11 protein-coding genes are annotated in these 11,717 nt (G+C 43.4%); 2 read left to right on the top strand and 9 right to left on the bottom strand.

Annotated elements, in window-relative coordinates; genetic code table 11:
* Positions 1-519: an RNA pyrophosphohydrolase gene (gene rppH / locus CTT30_RS02480; RefSeq protein WP_239838494.1), complete on the bottom strand. Its 519-nt coding sequence runs from the start codon at positions 517-519 to the stop codon at positions 1-3.
* Positions 520-1,140: 621 nt separating this feature from the next.
* Here rppH and mutH point away from each other — a divergent pair.
* Positions 1,141-1,806, top strand: a complete 666-nt coding sequence (gene mutH / locus CTT30_RS02475; protein WP_239868680.1) for a DNA mismatch repair endonuclease MutH — start codon at positions 1,141-1,143, stop codon at positions 1,804-1,806.
* A gap of 1 nt (position 1,807) precedes the next feature.
* Here mutH and CTT30_RS02470 read toward each other — a convergent pair whose 3' ends face one another.
* Positions 1,808-2,119, bottom strand: coding sequence for a DUF6482 family protein (locus tag CTT30_RS02470; protein WP_239868683.1), 312 nt, complete (start codon positions 2,117-2,119; stop codon positions 1,808-1,810).
* Positions 2,120-2,246: 127 nt separating this feature from the next.
* Between CTT30_RS02470 and CTT30_RS02465 the strand changes: the two genes are divergently transcribed.
* Complete coding sequence (locus CTT30_RS02465) at positions 2,247-3,281, top strand: NADP(H)-dependent aldo-keto reductase (protein WP_239876475.1); 1,035 nt, start codon at positions 2,247-2,249, stop codon at positions 3,279-3,281.
* Positions 3,282-3,352: 71 nt separating this feature from the next.
* Here CTT30_RS02465 and CTT30_RS02460 read toward each other — a convergent pair whose 3' ends face one another.
* The 7 genes from CTT30_RS02460 to rpsO form a co-directional block, all read right to left on the bottom strand.
* On the bottom strand, positions 3,353-3,604 hold the full coding sequence (locus CTT30_RS02460; protein WP_239838498.1) for a DUF1127 domain-containing protein: 252 nt from the start codon (positions 3,602-3,604) through the stop codon (positions 3,353-3,355).
* Positions 3,605-4,118: 514 nt separating this feature from the next.
* Positions 4,119-5,453 (bottom strand): cyclic-di-GMP-binding transcriptional regulator VpsR, encoded by a 1,335-nt coding sequence (vpsR, locus tag CTT30_RS02455; protein ID WP_239868689.1) that lies wholly within the window; start codon positions 5,451-5,453, stop codon positions 4,119-4,121.
* A 297-nt stretch (positions 5,454-5,750) separates the two neighbouring features.
* Positions 5,751-7,088, bottom strand: a complete 1,338-nt coding sequence (locus CTT30_RS02450; protein WP_252035943.1) for an MATE family efflux transporter — start codon at positions 7,086-7,088, stop codon at positions 5,751-5,753.
* Positions 7,089-7,147: 59 nt separating this feature from the next.
* On the bottom strand, positions 7,148-7,561 hold the full coding sequence (locus CTT30_RS02445) for a MarR family winged helix-turn-helix transcriptional regulator (protein ID WP_252035942.1): 414 nt from the start codon (positions 7,559-7,561) through the stop codon (positions 7,148-7,150).
* Between the two features lie 108 nt (positions 7,562-7,669).
* Entirely contained in the window at positions 7,670-8,593 is a 924-nt protein-coding gene (nlpI, locus tag CTT30_RS02440) for a lipoprotein NlpI (RefSeq protein ID WP_252035941.1), read from the bottom strand.
* 121 nt (positions 8,594-8,714) lie between these two features.
* Positions 8,715-10,844, bottom strand: coding sequence for a polyribonucleotide nucleotidyltransferase (gene pnp, locus CTT30_RS02435; protein WP_239868699.1), 2,130 nt, complete (start codon positions 10,842-10,844; stop codon positions 8,715-8,717).
* A gap of 331 nt (positions 10,845-11,175) precedes the next feature.
* Complete coding sequence (rpsO, locus tag CTT30_RS02430) at positions 11,176-11,445, bottom strand: 30S ribosomal protein S15 (protein ID WP_006957756.1); 270 nt, start codon at positions 11,443-11,445, stop codon at positions 11,176-11,178.
* Positions 11,446-11,717 lie beyond the last annotated feature (272 nt).

The following is an 11,717-nucleotide window of genomic DNA, read 5'->3' as shown; positions in this document are numbered from 1 at the left end:
CTATCCTCTTTTATGTTTGCGTTTACCTTTCGCTCTGCGTTCTTTAAATGGCATTGCGACAGAGGCAAATTCCTTCATGGCTCGACGATAAACATCACGCTTAAAGGATACGACTTGCCTGACTGGATACCAGTAACTCACCCAACGCCAACCATCAAATTCAGGGGAATTCCCTCGCTGCATATTAATTCGTGATTCATCACAATCCAGACGAAGAAGGAACCATTTCTGTTTTTGTCCGATACAGACAGGTTTCGAATCCCAGCGCACTAATCGTTTTGGTAGTTTATACCTTAACCAATGACGGCTAGTGGCTACAATTTTTACCTCTTTTTTAGTAAGACCAACCTCTTCGTAGAGCTCCCGGTACATTGCCTGCTCAGGAGTTTCACCGTCGTCAATTCCTCCCTGAGGAAATTGCCATGAATGTTGCCCGTATCGTTTAGCCCAGAAGACCTGACCATGGTTGTTACAGATTACAATTCCCACATTTAAGCGGTAACCATCGCCATCTATCACTGGCCAACCTCTAATAAATTCTTAATTACAGTGATTTTTCCACATATCCCCAGATGTAGCAAACTTACTAGTGTGACTGATACGTAAAATATGGCTTAACTTGCCTTTCATGGATAACTTTTAGCCTAAAGCTAGGTTATACACACAAAGGTGAGACTCAGGCCACATTTATACACCTTTTCTGTGTATAACCATGTGTAGAATCTTAGTGAAAGTGATCGTTGTTTATCCATTACACCTTAAAACTCGATAAAACCTTAAATCAAAAACCAAAAAATAGAAATAAAATCAAAAAGATAAGAAAACATTGATAATTCACATCATGCTGTAATGATCAAACAGACAATCCCAAATACGATCGGTTAAAGATCCATCAGCACTATATTTATCCACAAAAAAAATAACAAATACAATTAGCGTTGGAAAATTCAAGTAAAAATTCGCATTAAAAGCACTGTTTATTCATACAACATGGAAAAATTACAACTAGCACACGACTAATTCTGTGGATAACTCATTAAACGATGATCTTTTCAACTCTAAGATCAATTTTTCACCAGTCACATTTGGATCAAATTCCGTTACAATGACCATCACATTTGACCAAGCCGATAAACCCACATGAAACCTGAACCCAAGTCAGAAACAGAGCTGCTTGACCGAGCAAGGGAGATTGCTGGTATCAGTTTTCAAGAGCTTGCCGCAGAAGCTGAGCTTACCATTCCACCTGATTTGAGAAGAGACAAAGGCTGGGTTGGACAACTACTCGAATGGCATCTGGGTGCCATAGCGGGTAGCAAGCCGCAACAAGACTTTGAACAACTCGGCATAGAGCTTAAAACAATCCCAATCAGTCATAGCGGAAAACCCTTAGAAACCACTTTTGTTTGTGTCGCACCATTAATAGGAGTTCAAGGTTTAACTTGGGAAACCAGTCATGTCCGCAACAAGCTATCACGTGTTCTTTGGGTGCCCGTACAAGGAGAGCGAGAAATTCCATTAGCCGAACGTCGAGTTGGCTCACCTCTTATTTGGTCACCAAACCAAAGCGAAGAATGTCAGCTCAAAACGGACTGGGAAGAACTGATGGAGATGATCGTTTTAGGAAGAGTCGAACAAATTACAGCGCGCCATGGCGAAGTCCTTCAACTAAGACCAAAAGCAGCCAACAGTCGTGTTTTAACCGAAGCCTATGGAGCGAGCGGCAAACCTATAATGACGTTGCCGCGCGGATTCTATCTTCGTACTCAGTTTACTGCCAAAATTCTTGAACAACACTTTGTCTAAATTAGTGCGTCGTTAGTGACAGCTCTACATCATGATAAAGTGGTGCATCCCCTGAGCCACATTCGTCATAGGCATTATGTAACCTGAGATAAGCCCTTTCGACACCAAGCCGCAATAGCTCCTCTTTAACAGAATCTAATGATTCGAAATGAATCGTCTCATCATCTTGCTTAATAGGTTCCAATTTGTGCTTATACTCCACCGCGAGAAGGTAGTGTGAGAGATCTGAGCAACCAATGACAAACACTTTAGGTGGTTGATAACTGTCTTTATGGTGTCCATGAATCCATTTATCTAATTGGCTTTTTTGCATAGCTTACCTCCGTATTTAAATTCTAGTTAACTACGCAGATTTTGCGAAATTGTTATCGTTCCCGTTTCATCTCATGTGACGATGCCCTATATTGGGATAACAAAGAGATATTGAGTAAGGAAGTTCAATGCAATACAACAAGTTACCGCATTCCACTCTTGAAATTAGTAAAATCTGTCTCGGTACCATGACATTTGGCGAGCAAAACACTGAACAAGAAGCATTTAGTCAGCTTGATTATGCGCTTGAACGTGGTGTGAATTTTATCGATACCGCTGAGATGTATCCGGTTCCACCTCAAGCAAATACTCAAGGTCTAACCGAGCAGTACATTGGTAACTGGCTGAAAACATCGGGAAAGAGAGAGAAAGTCGTACTGGCCACCAAAATTGCAGGGCCAAGAAATGTTCCTTACATCCGTGACAATATGAGCTTGAATAGACGTAATATTCATCAAGCAATAGACCAAAGTTTGCAGCGGCTGCAAACTGATTACGTTGATCTGTACCAACTGCACTGGCCTCAACGTAAGACAAACTGCTTCGGGCAACTCAATTACCCGTATCCAGATGAGCAGGAAGAAGTCACGTTAATTGAAACTCTCGAGAGTTTGGCGGAACTGATTAAAGCCGGTAAGGTTCGCTATATTGGTGTATCGAATGAAACCCCTTGGGGCGTTATGACGTTATTACGTCTGGCAGAAAAACATGAACTGCCACGTATTGTTTCCATTCAGAACCCATACAACCTGCTTAACCGCAGTTTTGAAATTGGCTTGTCTGAAATTAGCCATTATGAAGGTGTTCAGCTTCTTGCCTACTCACCGTTGGCATTTGGTTGTTTGAGTGGCAAATACCTTGATAATGCACGTCCACAAGGTGCAAGATGTTCGTTGTTTGAGCGCTTTGTGCGTTACTTTACACCGCAAGGCATCCAAGCAACGCAAGCTTACGTCAACCTTGCCAGAGAGCATGGGCTCGATCCTGCTCAAATGGCCTTAGCATTTGTTAATCAACGACCGTTCGTCGCCTCCAATATCATAGGAGCAACAAACCTGGAACAGCTCAAGTCTAATATTGACAGCCTTGATGTCGTATTAAGTGAAGAATTGCTTCAGGGACTTCAAGAGATTGGCACGACCTATTCCAATCCTTGCCCTTAACGAGAAACCAGCTACTGCATCAGTAGCTGGTTGATAAGGTTCGGGCCAGCGAAGCAGACTGGCCCTTTTAATTACGTCGGTATTCGCGCACTGAGTACTCGACGAAGATGACGAATACGGCGTTCAGCTTTTACGCTATCTGGCTCTGTATGACCGACAGGGCGACCGTCTCTTTCTAAACCTATATCACGTAATAAACGCTCATTTTCCCATGGGATATGGAAGGCACTGCGTCGAACTCGACGCTTCCACTCACGCTCTTCACGACGTAGGTCAGCTTTCACCAATAGCGTAGCAAGTTTTAGATATACAGAATGGCTCATGATAATTCTCCAGTTGGATGATAGACAGCTGGGAAAAGATCAACGAATAAACTGACAACAAAATGAGGGCACTTTTAATTCGCTGCTTTTCCGCAGCCAATTAAAAATAAAAGGATACGGACTAATTACATTACTCGGGTAGAGCTAGGATCACATGCAGCAGACTTATCTTGTTTAGTCGCCATGATCGCTGAGTGATCGCAAGACGCAATGTACAATGAAGTAGCTTTGAAATGTTTCATTGTGCGCCTCCTAAGTAACGTATTAATCCAAATAGAAAAGTGTTTCGATTTATGAGCGTGTGCTCATGGTTAAATTCTATGCATCAACGATGATATTTCAACCACTTTGTTAGATAAAATTTAAATACAAGGTATTAACCTAAAAATAACCCAATAAAGCTTAATGACATAAGATATTCCACTAAGCAATATCAGATTAATCGACATATTAACTAGAGATAATATAGATACACACCAGTTAGCGTGTGACTTTATATAGCTAAAACAATTATTTATACCGTTGTGTCACTAATAAGGTTGTGCTTATTTAGCAATCGGTACATGGTCGCGCGTGATACACCCAACTCTTTTGCTGCCATCGACACCTGCCCAGAATGGGACTCTAATACCAGCAATAAAGCATCGCGCTCACTGCGCTCACGAATACTCTTGAGGCTACGCTTACCATCGCTACGTTTAGGTAAATCTAGGTGTTGCTCATCCAACATCACCGTTTCAGACATCAAAACAATGCGCTTAATTTGATTCATTAACTCGCGAACATTGCCCGGCCAGTGGTAGCGAGTCAGAGCGCGGGTCGCTTCCTCAGTGTAGCTGCGAGCCTGAGCATTGTATTCTTTCGAATATTCCTGCAAGAAATGACGCGCCAATATCGCAATATCCCCTGCCCGTTCTTTTAAGCTTGGCACATTGATGCGCAAGACATTGATGTAGTGATAGAGTTCTTCATTGAAATCACCATCGATCAAGGCTTTTTCAATATCTGCTGAATTTGCCGCTAGGATACGCACATCTACTTCTTGGCGACCATTTATCGTTTCTATCGTACCTTCCTGAAGGAAGCGCAATAAATTCAGTTGCTGGGATTTAGGTAAGGTCAGAATATCGTTGAGCAGTATGGTGCCGCCATTGGCTTTCTCAAGAATAGAAGGCTCTGAAACATCATCACGATTAATACCAAACAAATCACTTTCAAGACGCCTTTCTGACATTGCACGGCAGTTTACTGAAATAAATTCTTTCTGCGCACGTGAAGAAGTTTTATGAACCGCTCGAGCCACAGTCTCTTTACCAGTACCACTCTCACCATAAATAAGAATACTGACATCAGTAGGGCCAATACGCTTGATCTGGTCACGTAAACGCTTCATGGGGATCGACTCACCAATCAATCCCATATCGTTATTGCTGCCATAATGTGGCCAGACTTTTTTCTCTAGCTTAAGCATTCCAAGTTGATGACCAATCGTGCCCAATAGCTGAGCATCCGGAATCGGCGCAGTGAAGAAATCGATACAGAAGTTAACAATAAACTGGCAAATGGTATCTGAGCTTAACTGCGATTCACGAATAAATGCGAGCCAACGGACTTGCTTGTGTGTGCTAACCAAATTCGCAATACCATTGAGGCTGAACTCATCATGGCTAAGATCGACGATGCCAATACAAGGCCCTGTTTCACTGAACAAAGCATCTGCTTTGCGTAAATCTGCACATTGAGTGCAACGCCATCCAACTTGCTCTAACACCGACAGCCAGGGCTCGTACGTACCACCGACAACGACAAGTGAACCAGGAATGGAGTCCATTCGGAACTGATTAGCCATGAAATGTATCCCTATTGATTCAAATTTTAATGCAATGCCCAGAGGCACATGAAATTCAGCCGTTACATTATAGAGACTCGGCAAGATAATCTGTCTCATCTATAAGACTAGCCAGTGAATTATATAAATTCCAAACAACAATTCGAACAACATTCAAAGTGAATATGCATTTCCAAGCACAAAAAGAGAGATTGAGCCAAAGCTGCTGTGTAATCCTCCTTGATATTGCAGGCATCAGAAACGAAAAAACCGGTATAAGTCTCACCTATACCGGATTCATTGCAAACACGACTTCTATTAAGCCATCACGTGTTCTGTCTGTTGTGTGTGATAGCGACGTACATCTCTTAATAGCATTAGCAACACCACAATACTGAGGGCAATATTGGATAATGGGTAAGCAATCCAAATACCCGGCACCCCCATCAGTTTCGGCATAACGTAAAGAAAAGGCAGTTGAATCAGCATATTACCTATAGTAACAAACATAGCTTTACTGCCTTTGTTAATCGCTTGGTAGTAGGCGCCTGTCACTACAAGGAATCCATCTAAAGCCAAGGCAAACATATGTAAACGGACACCTAATATCGTGTTTTCAATCAGTTTTTCATCGGAAGAATTAAATACCGAAACAAACTCATTCGGAAAAATATTCAGCAATATGACAAAAACTAGGCCTAGCATCACAGAGCTCACCATTGCGACCTTAAGCAGCTTGCGAATGTTTTCTTGATGACGAGCACCATGGTTAAAACTCACCAAAGGCTGCATCCCATTGGCAATACCTTCCGCAGTTAAGTAGTAAACTGTAACGATGTAACCTAATATCGCGTAGGCACCAATCATGAGTTGATCGCCATACTGAGCAAATAAGCTATTATGCAATGCCACCATCACTGAACCATAGGCATACATAAAAAAGCTGGATGTACCAATAGAAAATATCTTTGGAATCAGTGCTACTCTCAATTTCAGCTCATGAAACCGAAGACGCAATTTGGCTCTCTCGGAAAAGAAGTACCCCACGCCCAGCAAAGTGACCACCATTTGGGCGATCCCTGTCGCGATTGCTGCTCCTGTTAATTCCCACTCAAGCCAAGCAATAAATAAGTAGTCGAGTATGATATTGATCACCGCTCCAACGACCATCAACAAAGTCGCGAGATTTGGGCTATCGTCGTTACGCAGCAAAAATGGCATCGCTATCGAACCAAGTGTAAACACACTGGCACCAATCAAAATATGCAGATACTGCAATCCCAATTCGAAAACTCGCCCTTGCGCGCCTTGCCAATACAAAAAGTCATCCGCAAAGAAAAACAGCACACCTGATACCACGGGCGTGAGCGCAAGTAGCAACACTAGGCCTGTCGCCAAGGTTTGCTTTGCTCCTAAGGTATCCTTTTCGCCCTGACGAATAGACGTCATCGCTCCGGTACCCACTCCCACCAGCATACCAATACCAAGAATGGAACCAATAACCGGCCAAGCAACGTTGATACCTGCTAATCCATCGGCACCGACGTAGCGGCCAATAAATACACCATCAACAACTTGGTAAAGACCGTTAACCAACATAGCGGCCACGGTTGGAATGGTGTATTTCCAAAATTGTTTATATATGGACGTTTGCATTTTTTCACCACAAGTTAGCTATGCTAACTAAATAGTTAAATTGAAGGGCAGTTTTCCCATTAGCCTTTCAATGATTTTTCCAACAAAGACACGAGCTGTCCTGCTTCTTTGTCATTTAATTTACCCTTCATCGCTTGAGCAATATGCTGATATACCACCTGCTCTTTAGATAAGTCTTTTAATACCTGCTCACTAAGTACAACTCGCTTTGAGCGTGCATCCTCATGACAAGCCACACTCACAACCAAACCTTTCTTTTGCAGCCGAGCCACCATGTTTGACGCAGAAGGTTTGGTGACTTTCATCTCGTTAGCCAAATCGGTAATTCTGATCCCTTCCGGATGCTCTTCAATGGCCCGTAGATAGTCATACTCGTTGAAACTCAATAACGATAATGGGTCTTCTTTTGCGTGCACACGCCACGCTTTAGCACAAAAACGCTCCAGTTCTACCAAACAATTCTCTAGTTCCATAACAAACCCAGAATATAGTTAGCAAGGCTAACTATATTAATCTTAGCGTAGATTTTTGGCAATAAAAAACCGCTGCAAGGCAGCGGTTCCAATTGAAATATCTAGTGACTACTTTAAACGGGCCTGTTTATTTTGGGAATCAGCCATCCCCTTTTGATGCGCGTCATCATAGATGCCCTGTAGTTCGAGAAATGCGTAGCGATGTTCAACATACTCAAAGACATTGAAAGAAATAGCCAGTTTATAGAATGAGATCGCTTTCGCTAGACCTTCATCGGTTCCTTGAGCTTGATAACGTTTACCTAAATAGAAATAAGCTTCCGTCAAGCGCTGAGCCAAAACAGTACGTTCCTTACTGGCTTCCGTAATAGCTTTAAAAGCCTCTCTCTCGGACACCTCACCTAAAACAATCCCGACTAAAAACCACCCCCACTGGTTGTCACGGGCCGCGTACCTAGACAGTAACTCTTCTTTCGCAACATGAGGGGAAACTTCAGACTTGACTATATATAACCAAAGCGCTCGGAATGGGTCACTGGGGTCTTGATCATAATGTAACTGCATGTCTTCAAGCGCTAGTTCAATTCGATCACCATAGTACAAAGCAATAGCACGATTTCTTGCCGCATATGAGTTATCAGGAGCTAACTCTAAAGCAGAATCAAATGCATCATAGGCAGCATCAAAGTTTCTATTCTCTGTGAAATAGACTCCTAACAAATTGAAGAGATCCGCCTGAGCAGGGTAGATTGCCAATGATTGCTCATAATCCAATCGAGCTAAGTTTCTCAAGCCAACATTATCATAATGATTTCCCCTTTCGTTAAGCATTTTAGCTCTCGTTTCATTGGGTAAATCGGGGCGCTGTAGCAGTTGGCTTAATCGGGCTATCTGTACTTCTTGTTGCAAAGTAGGCTGTAACGCTTCAACCATCGGCGGCAATATCCAATCAGGCTGCTGATCGAATACAGACGCACAACCGCCCGTCACTAACAATGCCAAACTAAGTGTTGCGGTTTGAAACCATTTCACAAATAAATACTCCTGTTGCTGAGCCTTTAACCCAGACTGGTCCGCATTAAAAAAGGGAGCGTAATGCTCCCTTTATAACATGCTTTTAGCACAATAGGCTAATACGCCATAGTTGACTAAATTATGCGTCAGCTACTGGTTTTTCTTCCGTTGCTTCTTCAGTCTTTTCTACGGCTTCTTTCATGCTTAGACGAACGCGGCCTTGGCGGTCAATTTCAAGCACTTTCACTTGAACTTCTTGACCTTCAGCTAGGTAGTCCGACACTTTCTCTACTCGCTTGTCAGCAATTTGAGAGATGTGTACTAGACCATCTTTACCTGGCAGGATAGTTACGAATGCACCAAAGTCAGCTAGACGCGCTACTTTACCTGTGTAGATGCGGCCAACTTCAACTTCTGCTGTGATCTCTTCAATACGACGGATTGCTTCTTTCGCAGCAGCGCCTTCAGCAGAAGCTATCTTAATAGTACCGTCGTCTTCGATTTCGATAGTTGTACCCGTCTCTTCAGTTAGAGCACGGATAACGGCACCACCTTTACCGATAACGTCTTTGATCTTCTCTGCGCTGATCTTCATTGTGTGAATGCGCGGAGCGAACTCAGAGATATCTTCACGAGCACCAGAAATCGCTTCATCCATTACAGATAGGATGTGCTTACGTGCACCTTGCGCTTGGTTAAGTGCAATTTGCATGATCTCTTTAGTGATACCTTCGATCTTGATGTCCATTTGAAGTGCTGTGATACCCGTGTTAGTACCTGCTACTTTAAAGTCCATGTCACCTAGGTGGTCTTCGTCACCAAGGATGTCAGAAAGAACAACGAAATCGTCGCCTTCTTTAACAAGACCCATTGCGATACCCGCAACAGAAGACTTGATTGGCACGCCAGCATCCATAAGCGCTAGAGATGTACCACATACAGAAGCCATTGATGAAGAACCGTTAGATTCAGTGATTTCCGATACAACACGGACTGTGTATGGGAACTCATCAACAGAAGGCATTACTGCAGCGATACCACGCTTAGCTAGTTTACCGTGGCCGATTTCACGACGCTTAGGAGAACCAACAAAACCAGTCTCACCTACACAGTATGGAGGGAAGTTGTAGTGTAGTAGGAAGTGATCTTTCTTCTCACCTGTTAGCTCATCAATGATTTGAGCATCGCGCTGCGTACCTAGAGTCGCCGTTACTAGCGCCTGAGTTTCACCACGAGTAAATAGTGAAGAACCGTGAGTACGTGGAAGAACGCCAGTACGAACGTCTAGCGCACGAACCATGTCTTTTTCACGACCGTCGATACGTGGGTTACCTGCGATAATGCTGCGACGTACAACTGTCTTCTCTAGATCGTGGAAGATAGTGTGAATTTCTTTCGTGTTCGCTTCAGGATCTTCAGCAAGTAGCACTTCGTTTACTTCTGCCGCAATCTCATGGATGCGGTCGTAACGAGCCATCTTCTCAGTGATTTGGTAAGCTTCTACTAGCTTAGCTTCTGCAAGTTCAGCAATCTTGTTTACAAGCGCAGTGTTCTCTTCTGGAGCAACCCAATCCCAAGCAGGAGTAGCCACTTCCGCTTTGAATTCATTAATCGCCTTGATCACAACTTGCTGTTGATCGTGACCGTAAACGACAGCAGATAGCATCTCTTCTTCAGTTAGGTTGTCAGCTTCTGACTCAACCATTAGAACAGCGCCTTCAGTACCTGCAACGACTAGGTCTAGCTTAGAATTTTCAAGCTCAGTGTTGCTTGGGTTAAGCACTAGTTGACCATCTACGTGACCAACACGCGCTGCACCGATAGGACCGTTGAACGGGATACCAGAGATAGCAAGTGCTGCTGAAGTACCGATCATAGTTACGATGTCAGGTTGAACGTCTGGGTTTACAGACACAACTGTCGCGATAACTTGAACTTCGTTTTTGAATGCATCTGGGAAAAGTGGACGGATTGGACGGTCGATTAGACGAGCCGTTAGCGTTTCGCCTTCAGATGGACGACCTTCACGCTTGAAGAAACCACCTGGGATTTTACCTGCAGCGTATGTACGCTCTTGGTAGTTTACTGTTAGTGGGAAGAAGTCTTGACCTTCTACCGCTTCTTTTTTACCAACTACAGAAACGAATACTGCTGTATCGTCCATAGTCACCATTACTGCTGCCGTCGCTTGACGTGCGATAACGCCAGTTTCTAGAGTAACCGTGTGGTTACCGTACTGGAACGTTTTAACAACTGGTTTTTCGAACATTGTTATTCCTTGTTTCTAAACACATCATATGAATGTATCTAGAGTGTATTGATTGATACTCAAGGCATTACAAATCGCGACTAGTAAAAGTGAACTGAGATAGGTTGAATTCACTTTGAATAGTCGCGACCTTTTGGTCGACGTGGTTGACTGTAATGCTATGAGCTTTGTGAACAAACTCTGATCTTTTATTAAAGCATCGAGAGCATGCGGGCGTATTATAGCGGGATTAATTCTGTTTGGCTAAGTTATACCAACCAAAATAAATAACTGGCAACAAAAAAGGGGCTAAAAGCCCCTTTTCCGACAAACTGCTCTATGCAGTCGCTAATTAGCGACGTAGGCCTAGACGCTTGATTAGGTCGTGGTAACGATCTAGATCTTTACCTTTTAGGTAATCTAGAAGCTTACGACGACGAGAAACCATACGTAGAAGACCACGACGGCTGTGGTGATCGCCTTTATGCGCTTTGAAGTGACCTTGTAGGTGGTTGATAGAAGCAGTCAGTAGAGCTACTTGTACTTCTGGTGAACCTGTGTCGCCTTCGCCACGTGCGTAATCAGCAACGATTGCTGCTTTAGTTTCTGCATTCAGAGACATAATTCTCTCCTAATAAGAGTAGGTTAAACGTTGTGCCAGCCAATCTCTGATTCAGCCGACACGAGGAGCGCGAATTATAGGGGATGAGCTCGGGTTAAGCAATAAGTATTTGGGGAGAACCAATCCAGCACCTATTCTTAACGATTAGGAAAACTCGCTTGAACAATAACGTCAGCCATTCTCAGTAAACAAACTCCGTACAACCCTACCGGGGCTTACATGAAGTCCATTCCGTTATGCCCCTTTTCTGTTACACTTAGCCTATCCAAACC

The sequence above is a fragment of the Vibrio coralliilyticus genome, from assembly GCF_024449095.1.
GTDB lineage: Bacteria > Pseudomonadota > Gammaproteobacteria > Enterobacterales > Vibrionaceae > Vibrio > Vibrio coralliilyticus_A.
The sequence above is the reverse complement of the archived record's forward strand: the minus strand, read 5'-3'. Positions and strand labels throughout refer to the sequence as shown.